Source organism: Hyphomicrobium sp. 1Nfss2.1, from assembly GCF_965243865.1.
In the GTDB taxonomy this organism is placed as follows: Bacteria; Pseudomonadota; Alphaproteobacteria; order Rhizobiales; family Hyphomicrobiaceae; genus Hyphomicrobium_A.
Map to the genome: position 1 here is coordinate 857,325 of NZ_OZ251603.1, position 18,765 is coordinate 876,089.

Annotated in this window: 16 protein-coding genes; 8 read left to right on the forward strand and 8 right to left on the reverse strand. The window is 62.8% G+C overall.

The genetic code is table 11. The annotated features are described in order from the left end of the window. Positions 1–165: 165 nt before the first annotated feature. Complete coding sequence (locus ACP15D_RS04190) at positions 166–903, forward strand: 4'-phosphopantetheinyl transferase family protein (RefSeq protein WP_424956303.1); 738 nt, start codon at positions 166–168, stop codon at positions 901–903. A 54-nt stretch (positions 904–957) separates the two neighbouring features. Continuing rightward, entirely contained in the window at positions 958–5,019 is a 4,062-nt protein-coding gene (locus ACP15D_RS04195) for a Pls/PosA family non-ribosomal peptide synthetase (RefSeq protein ID WP_424956304.1), read from the forward strand. A 2-nt stretch (positions 5,020–5,021) separates the two neighbouring features. Here ACP15D_RS04195 and ACP15D_RS04200 read toward each other — a convergent pair whose 3' ends face one another. Next, on the reverse strand, positions 5,022–5,861 hold the full coding sequence (locus ACP15D_RS04200; RefSeq protein ID WP_424956305.1) for a TorF family putative porin: 840 nt from the start codon (positions 5,859–5,861) through the stop codon (positions 5,022–5,024). A 270-nt stretch (positions 5,862–6,131) separates the two neighbouring features. Here ACP15D_RS04200 and ACP15D_RS04205 point away from each other — a divergent pair, with 270 nt between their 5' ends. Further along, positions 6,132–6,887 (forward strand): outer membrane protein, encoded by a 756-nt coding sequence (locus ACP15D_RS04205; protein WP_424956306.1) that lies wholly within the window; start codon positions 6,132–6,134, stop codon positions 6,885–6,887. Between the two features lie 193 nt (positions 6,888–7,080). Further along, positions 7,081–8,133, forward strand: coding sequence for a hypothetical protein (locus ACP15D_RS04210; protein WP_424956307.1), 1,053 nt, complete (start codon positions 7,081–7,083; stop codon positions 8,131–8,133). A gap of 57 nt (positions 8,134–8,190) precedes the next feature. Here ACP15D_RS04210 and hrpB read toward each other — a convergent pair whose 3' ends face one another. Then, on the reverse strand, positions 8,191–10,665 hold the full coding sequence (gene hrpB, locus ACP15D_RS04215; RefSeq protein ID WP_424956308.1) for an ATP-dependent helicase HrpB: 2,475 nt from the start codon (positions 10,663–10,665) through the stop codon (positions 8,191–8,193). A 173-nt stretch (positions 10,666–10,838) separates the two neighbouring features. Between hrpB and ACP15D_RS04220 the strand changes: the two genes are divergently transcribed. Further along, entirely contained in the window at positions 10,839–11,774 is a 936-nt protein-coding gene (locus ACP15D_RS04220) for an RlpA-like double-psi beta-barrel domain-containing protein (protein WP_424956309.1), read from the forward strand. A 15-nt stretch (positions 11,775–11,789) separates the two neighbouring features. On the opposite strand, the gene ACP15D_RS04225 is transcribed toward ACP15D_RS04220, so the two are convergent. Both ACP15D_RS04225 and ACP15D_RS04230 read right to left on the reverse strand, forming a co-directional pair. After that, positions 11,790–12,035, reverse strand: coding sequence for a hypothetical protein (locus tag ACP15D_RS04225; RefSeq protein ID WP_424956310.1), 246 nt, complete (start codon positions 12,033–12,035; stop codon positions 11,790–11,792). Between the two features lie 282 nt (positions 12,036–12,317). Next, positions 12,318–12,527 (reverse strand): cold-shock protein, encoded by a 210-nt coding sequence (locus ACP15D_RS04230; RefSeq protein WP_072374215.1) that lies wholly within the window; start codon positions 12,525–12,527, stop codon positions 12,318–12,320. Positions 12,528–13,018: 491 nt separating this feature from the next. Between ACP15D_RS04230 and ACP15D_RS04235 the strand changes: the two genes are divergently transcribed. The 3 genes from ACP15D_RS04235 to ACP15D_RS04245 are packed head-to-tail and all read left to right on the forward strand — an operon-like array spanning position 13,019 to position 13,761. Further along, positions 13,019–13,219: a hypothetical protein gene (locus ACP15D_RS04235; RefSeq protein WP_424956311.1), complete on the forward strand. Its 201-nt coding sequence runs from the start codon at positions 13,019–13,021 to the stop codon at positions 13,217–13,219. Positions 13,220–13,267: 48 nt separating this feature from the next. Further along, positions 13,268–13,495: a GcrA family cell cycle regulator gene (locus ACP15D_RS04240; protein ID WP_424956312.1), complete on the forward strand. Its 228-nt coding sequence runs from the start codon at positions 13,268–13,270 to the stop codon at positions 13,493–13,495. After that, the gene (locus tag ACP15D_RS04245) at positions 13,492–13,761 is read left to right on the forward strand and encodes a hypothetical protein (protein WP_424956313.1); all 270 of its coding nucleotides are present in this window, start codon (positions 13,492–13,494) and stop codon (positions 13,759–13,761) included. Before ACP15D_RS04240 ends, ACP15D_RS04245 begins: the two co-directional genes overlap by 4 nt. Positions 13,762–13,782: 21 nt before the next feature. Here the strand turns inward: ACP15D_RS04245 and lpxD are convergent, their stop codons facing one another. The 4 genes from lpxD to ACP15D_RS04265 all read right to left on the reverse strand — a co-directional run bounded on the left by lpxD (position 13,783) and on the right by ACP15D_RS04265 (position 18,642). Next, positions 13,783–14,856, reverse strand: coding sequence for a UDP-3-O-(3-hydroxymyristoyl)glucosamine N-acyltransferase (gene lpxD / locus ACP15D_RS04250; RefSeq protein ID WP_424956314.1), 1,074 nt, complete (start codon positions 14,854–14,856; stop codon positions 13,783–13,785). Positions 14,857–15,320: 464 nt separating this feature from the next. Next, the gene (locus ACP15D_RS04255; RefSeq protein WP_424956315.1) at positions 15,321–15,731 is read right to left on the reverse strand and encodes a Rieske (2Fe-2S) protein; all 411 of its coding nucleotides are present in this window, start codon (positions 15,729–15,731) and stop codon (positions 15,321–15,323) included. A gap of 131 nt (positions 15,732–15,862) precedes the next feature. Then, positions 15,863–17,518 (reverse strand): GMC family oxidoreductase N-terminal domain-containing protein, encoded by a 1,656-nt coding sequence (locus tag ACP15D_RS04260; RefSeq protein ID WP_424956316.1) that lies wholly within the window; start codon positions 17,516–17,518, stop codon positions 15,863–15,865. A 227-nt stretch (positions 17,519–17,745) separates the two neighbouring features. After that, positions 17,746–18,642 carry a LysR substrate-binding domain-containing protein gene (locus tag ACP15D_RS04265; protein WP_424956317.1) on the reverse strand — a complete coding sequence of 299 codons (897 nt, stop codon included), beginning with the start codon at positions 18,640–18,642 and terminating at the stop codon, positions 17,746–17,748. Positions 18,643–18,765: the final 123 nt, after the last annotated feature.

Here is an 18,765-nt window from a genome sequence, read left to right on the forward strand (position 1 = left end):
CTGGATCCATTCGGCCATTAGCGTCAACGGTTAACGAAAACGCGCAATGTTTTGCGCATTTGCTTCAATTGCTCCGCACATTTGTGCACAAGCGGTTAATCGGTAGCCCCAATTGGCACGCGCCATGCGTCGCTCGCGTACGAACTCGTACGCAAGGTCCAATGAATGCCGGCCAACACCGCGGTGCGCACGCTACCCAGCGCGTCCGACGTCAACCATGAACGCACCGCCAAGACGCTTTGCTTCGGCGAGCTTGTCGCTCTCCCCGCTTCCGTTCCTGCACATGTCAGCCTATGGCGGCTCGACCGCAGCGAGGATAACTTTGTCGCGCCACGCAGCCTTCTCACCGCTGAAGACTGGCGCGAACTAAGCCGTCTGCGCGGCGACGCACGAGAGCGTGGCTTTGCAGTTCGCGCGCTGCTGCGCGCAGCGTTAACGGACGCTGTGGGGGGAACAATCGCGCCCGAAGCATGGCAATTCACCCGGAGCAACTACGGCAAGTTGCTGCTCGCTCCGCATCTGCCCGCGCTCGACTTCAGCATCTCTCACGCCGGAACGACCTCGTGCATCGCCATCTCCACTTCGGGGCGCATCGGTCTCGATATCGAGCATTGCGCTGTGCCCAACTGGCACAGCCTCGCCGACGACTTCCTACTCAGCACAGACCGCGACATGATTAATCGCGCCCCGCCCGCCCAGCGCGAAAGTGCGTTTTCGCACGCTTGGACGGCCAAAGAAGCCTTTGCCAAGCTCCTCGGCGTCGGCCTTGCCGTGAGCGCCCCCGCCAACGACTGCGGTTTTGGAACGCGACTTGCGACATGGGATCTCGAAAGCCCTTCGGGCGCCCTGAGCATCAGCCTTGCCTTCGATGAACCCGTCGAAAGGGAGCTCAAACGCGCCTGACGAGGCAGTAACCAAACCGATCCTCGGCTCAAAGAGGACTTAGGGAAACGCATCATGGCTTTCGTTGGCACCGAACACACCGGCGTCCCAGTGAGCCACCCCACCGCGCCGCGTTTCCTGCATCGCTATTTCGAGCGCCAGGTCGACCGCGTGCCTCATCGCGTCGCCGTGGAGTGCCAGAACGCCTCGCTCACCTACGTCGAGCTTGACCGCTACGCCAACCGTATCGCCCACGCCCTGCAGCGCTGCGGTCTCGAACCAACCGCGCTCGTCGGCATCCTCCTCGACAAGTCCCCGGACCTCTACGCCACCATGCTCGGCACACTGAAGGCCGGCGCGGGGTACGTGCCGCTAGACCCCAAATTCCCCACCGACCGCATGTCGGCCATCCTGGCTGATTGCGGCGCCAGCGTCGTCATCACCGATGCCGTTGGCGCCGAGCGTCTCGGCGGCACGGTCGACGCACGCTTCCTGCTTCTCGATTCCGACAAGGATTGGATCGAAGAGCTGCCGGCCACAACGATCTCCACCCGCAGCCTCGATCTCAAGCCCAAAGACCCCTGCTACGTCATCTATACGTCCGGCTCCACCGGCCGCCCCAAAGGCGTGATGATCGAGCACCGCAACGCGTCTGCCTTCATCGAGGGCATGCTCGAAGCTTATTGCGTCGACGAGGACGAGCGCATCTACCAGGGCTTTTCCGTCGCCTTCGACGCCTCGGTCGAAGAGATCTGGCTGGCGTTCTCGCAAGGCGCAACGCTCGTCGTCCCGCCGCAAGACATATCGCGCTCCCCGGTCGATGCCGCCGAGTTCATCCGGCAGCGTGCCATCACCTACTTTTCGACCATCCCAACATTCCTCTCGATGATCGATCAGGAGCTGCCGACCGTATCGACCATCGTGGTCGGCGGCGAAGCCTGCTCGGCCGAGCTCGTCAACAGATGGGCAAAGCCCTGGCGCCGCCTGCTCAACACGTACGGTCCGACGGAAGCCACCGTCGTCGCCACGCTGTCTGAATGCATCCCTGGTCAGCCCGTCACCATCGGACACGCGCTGCCCGGCTATCGCACCCACGTTCTCGACGAGGACATGGAGCCCGTCGCCGTCGGCGAAGTCGGCGAGCTCTATATCGGCGGCCCCGCCATCGCGCGCGGCTATGTGAACGCGCCTGAGATGACCGACGAGCGCTTCTTCCATCTGCCGCTCATCGATGACGGCCGTCTCTATCGTACCGGCGATCAAGTCCGCCTATTGGAGACCGGCGACCTGCAGTTCATCGGTCGCATCGACGGACAGATCAAAATCCGCGGGTTCCGCGTCGAGCTGTCCGAGATCGAAGCCGTACTACAGCAGCAGCCGGGAATTCGCGCCGCCGCTGTAAAGGTTGCCCAGACAGAGCAGGGCATGGAACTCGCCGCCTTCGTCGTCGCCGACAACGCCGACACACTCGATGCCGGCACGCTCGCCGAGGAGTTGAGCCGCGTCCTCCCCGAATACATGCTGCCGAAGTATCTCGACGTCATCGATGACATTCCGCTCTCCAACAGCGGCAAAGTCGACCGCAAGGCGCTGCCCGAACCACACACGCTTCTGAAGCGTACGCGCGGCGACATCGAACGCCCCGCAGACGAGTTGGAGCGACGCATCGTCAGCATCTGGCAGGACGCGCTCGGCATCCCGGAAATCTCGGTAATCGACGATTTCTTCACCGACCTGCGCGGCCACTCCCTGCTCGCCGCACGCACCATTTCCGCGCTACGCACCAGCTTCGCCAACACCTCCATCGCCGTGCGCGACCTCTATCGCCACCCAACCGTCCGCGCGCTCGCAATAGAGCTGCGCCAACGCGGCGTCGACAACGGCGAGCCGGCCCATACGGCCGACGAAGCATTGGTGACGCCCAGCGAACTCGCCTTCGCCAGTGTCGGGCCCATCACCCGCAACCTCGTTAGTTGGCTGCAGGGCGTTTCCGTTCTCGCCTATTACGCTCTCGCGTCCGCGCCTATCAGCTTCGCCATCCTACTCACCACGGCGATCTACAATGGCAACATCACCTGGGTGGAAGCCGCCTCCATCTCCACCGTCTTCGGCTTCGGCTACTGGCCGTCGATGGTGTTGCTCACCATCGCTATCAAATGGCTGGTGATCGGCCGCTATAAGCCCGGGCGCTACCCGGTTTGGGGCTTCTATTACTATCGCTGGTGGCTGGTAACGCGCTTCCAGGCGCTCGCCTGGTCCGACATGTTCGCCGCCACGCCGCTGATGAGCCTCTATTATCGCGCCATGGGCGCCCGCATCGGCCGCGGCGTCACGCTTGCAACCTCGCACTGCCTCGCCTTCGATGTCGTCTCCATCGGCCGCGGCAGCAGCATTGGCACCGAAACGCAGCTCCTCGGCTGCCGCGTCGAGGACGGCATGCTGGTCATCGCTCCGATTGACATCGGCCGCGATTGCTTCGTGGGCATGCATTGCAATCTCGGCCTCGACACTCTCATGGGCGACGGCGCACGTCTCGATGATATGTCGGCACTGTCGGATGGCACCGCGCTCGACCCCGGCGAAATGCGCGCTGGATCACCGGCCCTGCATGCGGCAGTGCGCGCCCCCGGCGACCAGCTGACGCCGCCGCCGCGTTTCGGCCGCGCGTTCCTGTTCGGCTTTCTGCACCTCGCCCTCATTTACGCGATGGGCTATTTCCTGCTGGCAACCATCGCGCCGTCCGCATTGCTGATCTTGGCAGCGCTCTACTTCGCCGGCCCACTGTGGACGATACCGGCTGCACTTCTGTCGGTGCCGCTGTCGGTCGCCTGCTATCTGCTCGGCACCATCGCCGTGAAGCGTTACCTGATCGGCAGGCTCGAAACCGGAACCATCCGCCAGTACAGCATCGCCTACCTGCGCCACTGGTTCGCGAAGTACCTGATGGAGAACACGCGGCAGATCGTGATGCCGCTCTACGCGACCGTCTATCTCCCCGCGTTTCTGCGCAAGCTCGGTGCCACCATCGGCCATGGCTCGGAAATCTCGACTGTCGCCCACATCTGCCCCGACCATCTCGAGGTGGGCGATGGGAGCTTCCTCGCCGACGCCTGCCTTGTGGGCGGCCAGCGGATCCACGCCGGCTACGTGCAGACGGCTCCAGTTGCAATCGGCTCCAAAACCTTCATCGGCAACAGCGCGCTTGTCCCCGGCGGCACTATTGTCGGCGACGACGTCCTGATCGGCGTGTCTTCCACCCCGCCCTGCGGCACGCGCGTGCCGGACGACAGCGCCTGGCTCGGCACGCCATCCTTCAAGCTGCCCCATCGCCAGCAGGACTGCTGCTTCCCCGAAGCAACGACGTTTGCGCCGACCAGGTCCATGCAGCGCCAGCGCGCCGTCATCGATGCCGTGCGCGTTATCGCCCCCGGTACGATCCTGATGGCCAATCTCGTCCTTCTCGCAATAGGCCTCGTCATCGCCTGGCAGAACTTGCCGCTGTGGGGCGTCGTGCTCGCCGTGCCGGCCCTCAATGCAGCCGCCTCATTCAATGCCATTCTCATGATTGCCCTGATCAAGAAGGCGCTCATGGGTACGCTCGAGCCCACCGTGCGCCCACTATGGTCCCGCTTCGTCTGGGTGAACGAGCTGGTCAACGCGCTCTACGAGGGCGTCGTCGCCATCGTCATGACGCCGCTGCTCGGAACCCGCATGGCTGCGCCGGCGCTGCGCATGATGGGCTGCAAGGTCGGAAGCTGGACCTTCATCGACACGACGCTGTTCTCAGAGTTCGACCTCGTCCATATCGACGATCACGCCGCGCTCAACCTCGGCGCCACGATCCAGAACCATCTTTTCGAGGATCGCGTGTTCAAGGCAGACACGCTCCGCATCGGCCGCGGCTGCTCCATCGGCAACATGGCCGTGGTTCTCTACGACACGCAGATGCACGCCGGCGCCAAACTGCAACCTCTCTCGGTTCTGATGAAGGGTGAAACGCTCCCCGCCGGCAGCGTGTGGGCAGGCATTCCATGCGAGCAGATCGCACGGGGTCGAGCCAGCGTTCTGGCGCAGCTCAAACCGCCGCCGATCCCCGCAACGCCTGTAATCTATGTGGAGCTGCCGCGCGCCGCCTGAGATCAGTTCTCGAACGTGATGCGCCCGACCACCTTGCCGTCGCACACGTCCGAGCAATCGATGTATCCGGGCACGTCGAACGTATCGTAGAAGCGCAGGTCGAACTCGAAATAATCGATGACGACCGAAGCGCCGACGTTCCAATACCAGTAGTCGAGACCGCCCTTGCTGGGCTCGCCATCGCTGTAAGCCAGCATGCCGCTGACGGAGGGCTGCCAGTCGTCGCCGAATTTCGGCAGATACTTCACCAGCGATGACTCGATGATCCAGTTGCGACCCACGCCGCCCTGATAGTCGGGAGAGTAGTAAAGCGTGACACCGCCGACGAGATCCTTCGGAATGAGATCGTAGTTCACCGAGCCGTAGAACTCGAAGAAGTCGAGGTCAGCCCAGCCCGCCGAGTTCGGATAGGCATAATAGATGAAGCCGCCATCCAGCTCCGTCCGCCCGAACTTCTTGTTGGCGCCGACCCAGCTGTAGATCGAGTAGTCGCCCGACTCCTCAAATCCATTGTCGAGATTGGGGAAGACGCCGAAGTTGACGTTCGTCGCCCACACACCGGCATAGAACCAATCGTATTTGAAGTCCGCGCCGCCCTGGATAGCCGCGCTGCCATCCGTGTCGCTGAAGCCGCGGAATCGATAGTCCGACGCGAGGCCCACGTTCACGCTGAACTTGGCACCCTTCGCGTTCTCTTCATTGTCATCGAGGATTTCCAGCGAAGGAATGCCTGTCTGCGCCTGAGCGGGCTGCGCGAGCGCGTGCTGCATAGGCAGAAGCATCATAAATACAGCGCACCCGACAAGATTTCGGATCGCCTTCAGAACTTCCGTCCGCAGCATCAATGCCTCCTGCAACCCCGGAGCGAGTCTTCTTCTCGATTTTCTTCCGTACGCATCCGCTCAAATCGAGACACACCCGATTCGCGCTGCTCCGACAAACGCTAGAGCGCGACAAAGGCAGGTTGCGTCGGACGAGTAACACTGAGGACACAAGGTGGAAAACCGGTGGGAGGACGCCTCGACATCCCACCCGAATCACCGCCACTTCCAACCAAAGCTCGACGATTGAGCGAAGGCGTACACAGCCTCCGAAAATAACGAGGGATTGGCATGCTGCGACTGACACTCGGACTGACCTTCGCGCTGGCGATCGCTGGTTCCGCATTGGCAGACGGCTACGAGGATCCCAAATCGTTCAAGGCTCCGGCCGCGCCCATCTGGAGCGGCATCTATCTCGGCGCCGGCGCCGGCTATGGCCAGGCGGACACCCGCGACGACTATTATGAGAACGTCGGCGGCCAGACTTACAGCACCAGCTTCAGCGGGCAATCCGCTCAGGGCGGCCTCATCCGCTTTCTTCTGGGCGCCGATCGCCAGATCAAGGAAAAGTTCGTCCTCGGAGTGTTCGCCGATTTTGATTGGACCGACATCAGCCAGACCTACAAGGCGACGGCCACCGGCAGCAGCGACGCCATCGATGATGAGCTGACGATGGAATGGCAGTGGTCGATCGGCGGCCGCGCCGGTTACCTCTTCACGCCGACGACGATGCTTTACTTCCTCGCGGGCTTCACCCAGGCGCACTTCAAGAGCGACGGCTGGTACGACATTTACCCCGATACCGGCCCGGTCGATGTGCTGCCCGGCAAGTCGTCGATCACGTACAATGGCTATGTCGTCGGCTTCGGCATGGAGACGCTGATCGGCCACAACGTCTTCCTGCGCGGCGAGATGCGCTATTCGGAATTCGACGGCCAGGTCGTCAACAGCGGCACGCTGTTTGGCGACAGCTACAGCGACAGCGAGCACCCCAGCCTCCTCACCGGCATGCTCGGCATCTCCTACAAATTCAACCGCGCCGACTGACGTTGACGGCACACCACTCTCGCGCATTTGGCGAGCGGTTCTGCCGCGCCACAACCCGTGAAACGTGCTCGATTAAGCGCTCAAAGCCTGCGCGCTTGCCTGCCCGCCCCATCGCACCTAACGTCTCGAATTAGTTGAGGTCCTGGTTGGTCCGCTCAGGACATGAGCCCGTGGAGCGAGTGGTAGCGTCGACATGCAGCCCGAGCTATTTCTGCACGTTGGTATTCACAAGACAGGCACAACGTTCCTGCAATTACTGCTTCAGAAGCATCGACAGCTTCTCCTCAGCGCCGACCGTCTGCTCTTTCCCAACACTGGACTATCCGCTCCCAAGCATCACGGCCCAAAAGCGAACGGCCTGCCCGGTCACGACGGTTTTTGCTCGCCGAGCGAGCGCAATTCGATGGTCCGGGCGCTTGCTGAAGAAATAGCATCCACTGCGCCTCGACGCGTCTTCATATCGGCTGAGAACCTCAGCACTACTGCGCCTCAACACGTGCGGGCGCTCGTCCGAGATCTTGAGGGCATCGGCCCGGTTTCAATCATGATAACCCTGCGTCGCCAGGACAAATGGATTGACAGCTTCTATCGGCAGCAGGTTGCAGGCAATCGTCATGGCGAGACACGCGATTTCCGGAAGTATCTCGAAGACGCAGGCCCAGCGCTGCTCGACTATGCGAATCGCTTCGGCTTTTTTCGCGACACCGGCTTCTCAGGCGAATTCATAGCCGCTTCGTTCGACGATATGACCAAGGGACCAGGCATCGCCCGCTGGTTCTGCCAGACTGTCGGAGCTGACCAAGCTGCCGACACGCTCTGTTCGAGCGACGTTCCACGTTACGCCTCGCTCACTCGCCTTGAGACGGAAATCACGCGACTTATGAACCTCTCGCCAACCCTAGGCTCAGCCAGGCGCACCGAACTGCTGCGTGCCGTCTATGAACTGGGAAGCGCCACCGACACGCCATTCACGACGAGTGACATCTTCGAGGAACTGCGCTCGGTCTACGAGCCGAAGAACCTTGCGTTGGCGAGGGAATGGAATATTTCCCCGGCGGCCGAGTTCACCACTTGGACCAAACCGAAGCGCACCGAAGAATGGAGCGACCACTACGAAGCGATCGCGAACCAGCTCGCGATCGCCGTAAACGCGATGTACATGCCAGCGGGCAGAGCCCGGCACCTCCGTCGCCTCGCTGACACGTGGATCGATCTCCGACGCCTCGCAGGCATGAAAAGGCATTAGAACGACGCATAGGGCGGCTCTAGTCTGGGGCCGTCCGGCGCGCTGCTGCGCTGCCGACTAGGATCGCCGCGGCTTGGCCCGTGCGGTCGCGGGCGCCGACGCCGGATCGTCCGGCCAAGGATGGCGCGGATAGCGTCCCTTCATCTCTGCCTGCACCGCAGCCCACGAGCCCTTCCAGAAGCCGGGAAGATCGCGCGTGATCTGGATGGGCCGGTGCGCGGGCGATAACAGATGCAGCGTCAGCGGCAGCTTGCCGTCTGCAATCGATGGATGCTGCGTCACGCCAAACAGCTCCTGCACGCGCACATGCAGCGCCGGCGCCCCCGCGCTCTCGTAGTCGATCGCGTGCCGATTGCCGGTCGGCGCTTCGAAATGCGTTGGCGCCTCCCCATCGAGACGTTGCTTCAGATGCCACGGCAGCAGCGTATCGAGCGCCGCGCCAAGATCGTCAGCGCCGATCTCGGTAAGCTTCGTCTTGCCCGTGAGAAACGGCGCCAGCCAATCCGCAATCGCAACGGAAAGACCCGCATCGGTCAGGTCGGGCCAAGCGTCCTCGCCCGCAGCCCGCAGGAACCCCACCCGATCGCGCAACTGCAATTGCGCTTTGCTCCATGGCAGGCGGTCTATGCCCAATCGCGCCATCCCCTCGGCGAGCAACCGCGCGGTTTCATCATTCCCCACCAGTGCGCGCGTCTCGTTGGCCAGCACGATTGCTTCGAGGCGGCGCACCCGGCGCGATCTCAGCGCCGCCGCCTGCACATCGAATTCAATCTCATCGCTCTCGCGGATGCGCCCCCCGGCGGCGGCCATCACCTCTGCCTCATCCGCAGCGGCCGCCAGCAGAATGCGCGTCGACGCAGCCTTGCCCGACAGCTCTGCCGCGATGATGAACTGCGACCGCGCCAATGGATGCGTCGGCTCGACATTCGCGCCGCGTCCATTCGCCAGCAGAAATTGCCCGCCGCCGCCGCGCGACTTGCCGATCCGCTCGGGGAACGCGAGCGCCAGCAATTGCGCAACGGACATATCCTCGCGCGCCCGGAGAGGACCGGCGCCCTTTGCCGCGATCCGCGCCCAATTCGCCGCCAGTTTGCGCATGTCGTTTGCGCGGCGCGTGCGATCTCGGCGAAACCCCTCCAACCGCTGTACCAGATCGACGTCATTGCCGCCGAGCCCGCGCTCGACGATCACCGCCGCGATTTCCGCCGCTTCCTCCGCGTGGCCGCGCTCTGCCGCGCTGATCACCATGCGTGCAAGACGTGGCGGCAACGGCAGCGACCGCAACCGCCGCCCCATTGCGGTAATACGCCCCTCCGCATCGAGCGCCGCCAGCTCCATCAGTTCATCGCGCGCTGCATCGATAGCCGCGATGGGCAACGGATCGAGCCAGCGCAGCGAGCGTGGATCGCCCGCACCCCACTCGGCACAGTCGAGCAGCAACGCTGAAAGATCCGCAGAACGGATTTCCGCCTCGGGATACGCGGGCAGACTCTGCGTCTGCGGCTCGTCCCATAAGCGGTAACAAACGCCGGGCTCCGTTCGCCCCGCGCGCCCTCTGCGCTGGTCGGCGCCGGCCCGCGACACGCGCACGGTTTCAAGCCGCGTTACGCCGACATCCGGCTCGAACCGCGGCACGCGCGCAAGGCCGCTGTCGATAACGACTCGCACCCCCTCAATGGTGATCGACGTCTCGGCAATCGACGTCGCCAGCACCACCTTGCGCTGCCCTTTGGCAGCCGGCTGCAGCGCGAGATCCTGTGCCCGCATATCCATCGCGCCATAGAGCGGCGCCACCATGATGGCAGGATCGCTGATCCGCTCCCTCAGTCGCTCCTCGACCCGGCGAATTTCACCCTGCCCCGGCAGAAACACGAGGATAGATCCCGTCTCCTGGCGCAGCGCAAGCATCACAGCATCCACCGCCTGATCCTCGATGCGCGCATTTGCATCGCGCCCGAGGTACCGCGTCTCCACCGGAAACGCCCTGCCCTCACTGACGATCACCTCCGCACCACCGAACAGTTCCGCAACCCGCGCGCCATCGAGCGTTGCCGACATCGCCAGGATGCGCAGGTCATCGCGCAGCGCGCCCTGAGCGTCGAGCGCGAACGCCAGTCCGACATCGGCATCGAGCGAACGCTCATGGAACTCGTCGAACAGCACTGCGCCAATCCCGTGCAACTCGGGATCATCGAGAATCATGCGCGTGAAGACGCCTTCCGTGACAACCTCGATGCGCGTCTTCGGTCCCGACTTTGAGACCATGCGTGCGCGCACCCCGATCGTCTCTCCGACAGTCTCGGCCAGAGACTGCGCCATGCGTTCGGCCGCAGCACGCGCTGCGATCCGGCGCGGCTCCAGCACCAGGATTTTGCGGCCCTTCAGCCAGCCTTCGTTCATCAGGGCCAGGGGAACGCGCGTTGTCTTGCCTGCCCCCGGTGGCGCGACAACCACGGCCGACGCCCGCGCCGAAAGAGTGCGGCGGACATCATCCAGAACGGCATCGATGGGAAGCGCGTCTGCGAAATTCATGGCCGCTATATCCAGCAACGAAATCGCCCGCGCAAGTACACCAAACCCTGTCCCGGCAAACTCAAATAGGCATTGGAACGGGCAGAAGCCGCCTTCTGATGGGCCCTGCTCAAACAATTGCCACGGTTCTTTCGCAAGTGGAACACTGACTTCAGCGAATCGACCGGCCCCACATGCCCCGGAAGACGTACCTGCTGCGCTCTGCAGCCTCGAAGATCGCGACCCGTTGCTGGCGCCCGCTACCGGCTTTGTCCGCCGTCGCCGCATTGATTTTCACCGGCATGGCCATCACACCGCCGGTAGCCGAGGCCAAATCGCCCGGCAGCCGCTACTGCTTCCACGGCTACTGCCACCGCGTCGGCACATTGGCGCAGACCGATACCCTCGTCGGCTGGCGCGGCTACGTGCTCGCATCCTACTACGACAGCTGCGAGCGCGACCCCTTGAACCCGTGCGGCCTGACCAGTTCCGGCGCCGTATTCCGCGCCGATCTTCCCGACAACGCCGCAAGCCCGCTGCTCCCCGACGGCACCGTCATCCTCGCCTACAACCCCGACACCGGTGACGCCTCCGTGCTGCGCATCACCAACGCCGGCCCCTACAGCGGCAAGCGCAAACTCGACGTCTCGCGCGCCGCCGCCGAAAAGCTCGGGTTCCGCAAACGGGGCGTCGCCTCGCTCGTCATCACCGTGCTGCAGTCACCGACCAAAGCCGAAGCCAGTTACGTGCGCCGCCGTGCCTACGTAAAGGTGCCCGGCCACATAGGAAAGTTCGAGACGGTCGACCGCGCACTCGTCGTCGCGCACGAACGCTTCGATACCCGCGCCGACGACGAGATGTTCGCCGCCGTCCCCGAGAGCACCTCCGCACCCGAGATCGCATCGGTGCCGAAGCCGCAACTCGCCGTATCGCCTTCACTCGCCAGTGAAATGGTTATGTTGCGTTCTCCACCCCGGCCAATCAGCCGCAGCGCACCCAGTAGCGATGAAGTGGAGAGCAACTCCGTGCAGCTGGTTCACGGGCCGCGCCCTGTCAGCCGCGCAGCCTTCCTCAATCAGCTTGCCAGAACGAACAGTGCCGAAGATATGCAGTCGAATGCCGACAACTGATTGACGGCACCGGCCTCACTTCGCCTTCGCTTTCGCCTTAGCGCCGGCTCTCTCGATCAGCTTGATCCGCCCCCGGCTCACGCCAGACCGCTCGGCGATCTCGGCGTCCTGCGCCTCGATGATGGCCCTGGCAGGCTCATCGCCTTCAAAGCCGCCGAGTTCGGAACTCGGCACCTTGCGGTTGGAAGTGCGCGCCCCGTCCTCGTAGTAGACATCGAAAAGCACGAACTCGGATTGGGCCTTAGAAGGCTTGCGAGCCATTGTTCCTCTCCTATCCGCGAACCTGCAGCGCGCGCTACCCGTCACATCGCATTCGACAAGCGTCGCCCGACGTACAACGGCAGCGTTCAAAAAGCACTATGGGTTAAAGCAGCGCCACCGCGATGACGATCGCGGAATGGGTGTGCCGTCCGAAAAAATGGCGACGACGGCGACGATGGACAGCGCTCATGTCGAGCGCACATGGATCAAGCGCAACGTCTTGATGCCAAGCCATTGAGGAACGCGAGCGAAACTCGATAGCCCGCTCGCGCTCCGATGTTCTTACGCGAGCTCGATGTTCTGCACCGCGATCTTGCCGCTTCTGCGGTCCTCGGCCGTGTCGAACGAGACCTTCTGACCTTCGGCGAGGCCGCCGATCCCAGCCCGCTCGAGTGCAGACGCATGCACGAACACGTCCTTGCTGCCGTTATCAGGCGCAATGAAGCCGTAGCCCTTCTGCGCGTTGTAGAATTTCACTGTTCCGTTATCCATGACGTCCTCAGTCGGTAGCGATACTAACGGACCGGCACGACACGCCGTGTCGCAACCGGCCCAATGTTTTCGAAAAATGGAAGGTCAAAGGAAGCGAGGCGTTGTGCTTGGCATCAAACGCCACCGCTCGGTCATCCGGCCACAAGTCGATAGCAATCCATGCCGGATTGCAGCCATCCGCGCAAGCCTCAGGGCTTAATATATTTCCGCGCAAAGGTTGGTAAAGGCCGCTGCGATGGACAAACAGTGCGCAGTTACCTATATTTATCGCATCACGGACAAATCATTTGGGCTTCCGTGCTGAGAGCTTTGCGCGCTCCCGCCTTTCAAAGCGAGGAAGCGATTGGTGCAGCCACTCTCAGCGACCAAACAGCCGTTCTGCGCCGCCGGACATCCGCGGCGACACATCTGCAAAGCATCCCCCTCTGGGGTCGACAGTGCGGTCGCCGCCCTGGATCTTTGCAACTCTGCGGCGTCATCGGAGGCAGTGCATGGCTAAGTTCAAGGTTGGGCAGATGGCGGACTTCATGCCGACCAGCCGCGCAGTCCCCGCCTCGGTACGTTCCTACAAGGTACTGCGCGTGCTGCCCAATGAAGGCGGCGAACAGCTCTATCGCATCAAGACGATCAACGAGGCCTTCGAGCGCGTCGCACGCGAAAGCGAGCTCGTACAGACGTCATCGCCACTCTAAAGCGCCCTCGTCGGCCGAGCGCGCAAACCAATGGAAAGCACAACTGAAATGCCCCATGACGTCACGGTTTTGAAAGACAAGAAGGCAGCCGCTCGCAAGACGGTTGCAACGCTGGGCACCAATGACTGCCGGTGGCCGATCGGCGATCCCCAAATTCCCGGCTTCCACTTCTGTGGAGAGCACGCGAGCGATGGCCACCCGTATTGCGAAAAGCATACCGCCCAGGCAAGCACGCCAGCCCGTCCACGTCCCATCCAGAATAGAAACTGGGAATGAGCATGGAGCCAACCGGCAGCAAATTCGCGTTCGAGGCACCAGCCGAAATCTACTCGAGCGGCAGCTTTCGCAAGGGCAAAGGCCCTATGAGCTATCGCCGCTTCACGAGCAGCGCTGAGGCTATCCGCTTCGCCGTGGAGGAGCTCCCGCAGATGCTACAGCGTGGCACCGTCATGGAGGTCGGCGACGAGCGCTTCGAGTTTGCCGACATCCAGGCGCTCTACGACAGCACCGACTATCCGTTACCGCGCGTTGAGGCTGACTAGGGCGGCCAGCACCTGCTTGCGCTACGCGCTCCCCGTCCCGTTCCGGCTGGCAGCCGCCAGTCGTTTCAGCGTCGCCACCTCGCGCGCCCATTCCTTGAACGGCACTGCGGGGGTTCCGCCCATGCGGGCCCCCGGCGGCACGTCGTTCTTCACATGCGCCATACCCGCGATTTGCGCGCCGTCACCGATCTTGACGTGCCCGACGACGCCCGAATGACCACCCATGACGACGAAATCGCCAAGTTGCGCTGAGCCAGCGATGCCCGTCTGCGCCACCAGAACGCAATGGCGGCCGATAATGGCGTTATGACCGATCTGCACGAGATTATCGATCTTGGTACCTTCGCCGATCATCGTGTCATTGAGCGCCCCGCGATCGACTGCCGAATTGGCGCCGATCTCGACATCGTCGCCGACGATCACGCGTCCGACTTGCGGCACCTTCAAGTGCCCCTTCGAGCTCATGGCGAAGCCGAATCCGTCCTGGCCGATGCGCACGCCGGCATGCAGGATGGTCCGATCGCCGATGAAACAATGCATGAGCGTCGCACACGGTCCGATGTAGCAATCCGATCCAACCACGACGCGATAGCCCACGACAGCACCAGCCGCCACAGTCGTTCCCGAGCCGATCTGCGCCTCAGCCCCGATGACCGCGCCCGGCTCGATCTTCACGCCCTGCTCGATGCGCGCAGTCGGATGAATAAGTGTGCCGCGCCCGCGCTCGTCCTCTAGTCTTGCGGCGACCGGATGCAACGCGTCGGCATAAAAGAGACGCAAAGCAAAAGCGAAGGCGCTGTAGGGCGTCTTGGTCTTCAGTATTGCAGTATCCGCTGGCACGCGGCCGGCAAACGACGGCGCAACGAGACAGCCGCCAGCATGGGTCGCCGCGAGTTGATCGATATATTTTGGATTGTCGAAGAAGGCGAGATGCTGCGGTCCCGCGCTACCCAGCGGCTTGACGTCTTCAATCTCGCTGCAACCCGCCGCGAGTTGCTCCAGTTCCGCGCCTAGCTTGGCAGCGATAACCTGCAAAGGAAATGGCCCCGACCTCGTGAAGAAGCCCGGATGTTCTGTGTATCGTGCTGCTTGCATTCCTCGCCTTCCAGGCAGGTCCGTTTCATTCAATCGAGCAGGAAGCGTTAGGACGCCGATGACATACACGCACACTTACCCCGGCGTCGTTGGGTAAACCACCAGGATAACGGCAACAAGAGCGAGTGCTGTAACGAGTGGGCCCGACCCAAAGCGGGCGTGTCCCAGTGGCTGGGGTCTTCCCCTCGGGGGGCCCTGCTCACAACGACCGCATCAGCGTCGCCGACAGAAATTGGCGGGAGCTGCTAATGAGTGCAGCGTGTGGAAATCTGTCTAGCCCGAGATGCATCTGGTTTCCCGGTCTGCCGTACAGGCGGGAGCACAAGCATCTCTCGGTCGCAGGCGCCTGCGGGCTCTATGCCTACGATGCCGCCAACCTATGCTGGTTTGGGACGCTTGGCAAACTGCTGCTAGGCGCTGCGACCCAGAGCGCACCCCCGCCTGTTGGCGCAGCAATGCCAGACCTAATCACCCGTGATCATCACCTCGGGTGCGCCTTCCGAATCATCGAGATTGAGCCCGTCCTCTTCGGCCAGCTTCACGCCCGTCAGGCATACGTCGCCTTCATCGACCACCACCCTCAACACCGTCAGTGATTTTCCCTGACTTGCCCCGCTGAACGAATAGCCCGTGTCCATATCGAACTGCGATCGGCACTTTCCGCACACGAGGAAATTGCCCTCGTTGTCCATATCGACCTGTGCGGCATCGTTTGGGCAGGCATTCTCGAAGCCATAGAAATTGTTGCCCTTGCGCGTGACCAGAATCGGCCAGGGCTTGCTGCTGCCTGCCTCGTCCGGGCGCGCCAGAACGAAGCCGCGTGCCCCGCCGTCGTCGACCTCGAAGGTGGAACAAATGACAAATAGCTCGTCCATGCCGCGCGCCTCTCCAGCCAGCGGAGTGCCTGTTGTAGGAAACCCCACACACCCCGCACAAATTCCATAGCCCTGAGATGAAGCAGCAAGATGCGTGCCGCCTACCGCGCATAATATCGGTCGAGCGCGGCCTACATGGCGGCGCGGCGCAACGGGAGAAGCGGCTGCATGTCAGTATCAAGCGTTCTTCCGAGCTGCCGCGACGCCAGGATCATGGCGCGCTCGGCAAGTGCCGTGATCGTCAGCAGCGGACTGACACCAACCGCCGTCGGAATCGCCGCCCCATCGCACACATAGAGCCCTTCGTGCACGCCAAGGGGCCCTTTCTCGGGATCGAACACGCGTCCGTCCGGCGCCACGACACCGGCGTCGACGCTCTCACCCATCCCGCACCCGCCAAGCGGATGCGCAATGATTCTATTTCCACCGAAAGCCGTCATGGCGAAGGGGTTGGCGTTGAACTCCCCACCCATGGCTTCGATCAGCGCCTTGACCTTCTGCTCTGCGCGCAAACGTTCCGGCGCCGCGCTGTAACCGGGCCATTCGACCACGACGCTGTCGTTCTTCAGCACCAACCGGCCGCTGGCATCGTCATGCGAGACGACATAGAGGAGCTGTGCGCGGCTCAATCGGTCGCCGTAGACGCCCTGCCACAACAGCTGGAAAGCTGTACCCAACTTTAGCTGCAGCAACTCCTTTAGCGGCGCGAGCGCAGCCATCATGGTGAGCATCGTGCCGTCATGCACCCATACCGGTCCATCCTCATCGCCCAGATCGATCATCGCCATGCTGTGCGGACCGACAGGCCGGCCGCCTGCCGGTCGCTGTGACGGAAAGCCGGTGGCAACGGCATTGACCGGCACATCGAGATTGCCCGCCACGACGAGGTCGTCACCGTTGGCCGAGAAATTCTGGCCAAGCCTGCTGGAAAGCCTGAGCCCTCGCTGCTGCGCCTTCAGCAGCAGTTCATTGGTCCCCAATGTACCCGCTGCCAGAACCACGATAGGCGCTTCCAGGCGGACACTGGCGCCCGGCGCCGACAAGTCCTCCACGACCACTTCCCAGCCACGCGCAGTCTTTGCGATCGATTGCACCCGGCTTTCACAGAACACGGACGCACCATTACTCACCGCATCGGCGACGTAGGTGACACCGATCGTGTTCTTTGCGCCCGCGTTGCAACCCGACCAGCAGTCTCCGCAGTGCTCGCACGCATTCTGCTTCACGCCGGAGTGGTTCACGCCCGGCACATGAGAGATCGTCATCGACGGCAACAGCGCCGAACGTCCCGACGCTTCTGCAGTTCGGCACATCCCGGCATACTTGGGGAACCGCTCCGGTCCTGGCACGGGGGCGACGTCGAGCATCTCCTCGGCAAGCCCAATTCCCCGCTGGAACAGGCCGTCTTCAATCACCGCCTCCGGCCAGCCAGCTTTGCGCAGCCGAGCCATATCCGGACGCAGCGCAATCCCCGCGTTGATCAGCGAGCCGCCGCCGAGCCCCGACGCGCCGAACACGGTCAGTCCCTTGCCCACCGAGAGGTAATAGAGGCCTGTTGGATCACCGAGCTTCGGCGCCCGCCCTGTCAGTCGCGTCGCCTGCCGGCGCGCCTTCGCCGTCGTCGGAAACTCGCCCGGGCGCCAATGGCGGCCTTGCTCGAGCACAGCCACCTGAAATCCCATGCGCGCCAACCGGCAGGCCGCCACGCCGCCGCCGTAACCAGACCCGATGACAATGGCATCGTAGACGGGCATCGCTGCAGAGATTGTCTTTGTGGCAAAGGGCATGTGCGCTCGACCTCCAGAGAGAATATCCCGTTCAGCGGTTCTCTCAGAAAGTCGTTCACAGAGGCACAAACTTGGTGCGCCGCAATTTACTCAATAGCTTCCTTTTGCGACGGCCGGCCGCGAAGGCTTGATGCCGTCGCGTTCACGCGAAGCTCCCCATGCACGACGAGAATAGTCCCTGGTATCGGCGATCGCGCCGCAACCACCGAGACGGTTGCGGTCGACGTTTACGCCGTCAGCGTTTGCCGCTGAGCCTGCTCGGGACCATCCCCAAGACAACGGATAATATGATCGCGCAATTTCGTGGCGGGCGCCGCCAACGCGCGCACGGTCATGAGTGCAATCTCGGTGTCCTTGAGTTCAGGCAGCGGCTGTCCGTCCGTGACATGCAAGCCATGCGGAACCATCTCGCGCGGCAGCACAGCCACCCCGAGCCCGGCACGCACAGCGGCAAGGGTCCCGGCAAGCGACGAGCAAGTATAGGAGACGCGCCAACGCATACGCGCGCGATTGAGAGCGTCGACTGCACGCTTGCGGTAGACGCAAGGCTCCGGCGACACGACGAGTGGGAGCGGACCCCCACCAGCGATGAAGTCGTGATGACCCGAGACCCACACCAGCGGCTCGCGCCACACACGCACGCCCTGCGCGCCCGCACCCTGCTCACGTTTCACCAGCACGATATCGAAAGTTCCGTCCCGGAAGCCCGCAAGAAGATTGAGAGTCAAATCGCAGGTCACTTCGAGCGCAACAGATGGGTACGCCTGCACAAAACGCGAGAGGATGCCGCTCATATGATGCGTGGCAAAATCCTCCGGCACGCCCAGCCGGATCGAGCCCTGCATCTGAGGCTCGATGACCAGCGAGACCATCTCGTCATTGAGATCCAGTATTCTCTGCGCATAGCCGAGAACCGCCTCCCCTTCCGGGGTCAAATGTACGGAGCGGGGCGTCCGGTCGAGAAGCCTCTGACCGAGGGCATCCTCCAGCCGCTTGATCTGTAGGGATATCGTCGACTGCTGACGCAAAAGCCTCTCGGCCGCGCGCGTGAAGCTGCCCGCGTGGGCAATCGTGACGAACGTGCGCAGCAGATCGACGTCGAGATTGATGAGCGTCTTGGGCATCGGCGCCGGCATCCATCAATAAAATTCATCGTAGAGGCCAAGATTATTCAATTTGCCAATGCCGTTTGCAAGGGCCATTGGTCCACGAGGCAGGTCCGCTGCCTTCCGGCGCAGAAACCAACA